This window comes from Microbacterium sp. UBA3486, assembly GCF_002377845.1.
Classification (GTDB): domain Bacteria; phylum Actinomycetota; class Actinomycetes; order Actinomycetales; family Microbacteriaceae; genus Microbacterium; species Microbacterium maritypicum_A.
The window spans coordinates 1-214 of sequence record NZ_DFQP01000021.1; the positions used below are offsets into that span (position 1 = coordinate 1).

Annotated in this window: 1 protein-coding gene; it reads right to left on the reverse strand. The window is 72.9% G+C overall.

Translation table 11 applies throughout. The annotated features are described in order from the left end of the window. On the reverse strand, nt 1–214 hold a 214-nt coding region (locus B2869_RS02670; protein WP_292762389.1), incomplete at both ends, for a hypothetical protein.

Sequence of the window (214 nt, forward strand, 5' to 3'; positions counted from 1 at the left end):
GCGATCGCCGCCCAGGCGGCAGCGCTGGCCGACGCCACGACGAACACCGCGGCCGACGCATCGGCCACGTCGGATGCGAGTACGAGCGCGGCGTCGAACGCGAGCGCGGCAGCCATCGCGAACGCCTCGACCGATGCGTCTTCGGATGCGGTCGCCTCGGCGGACGCATCGGCGGAGATCAACACCAACGCCTCCGCGTCGGCGTCGGCCTCTG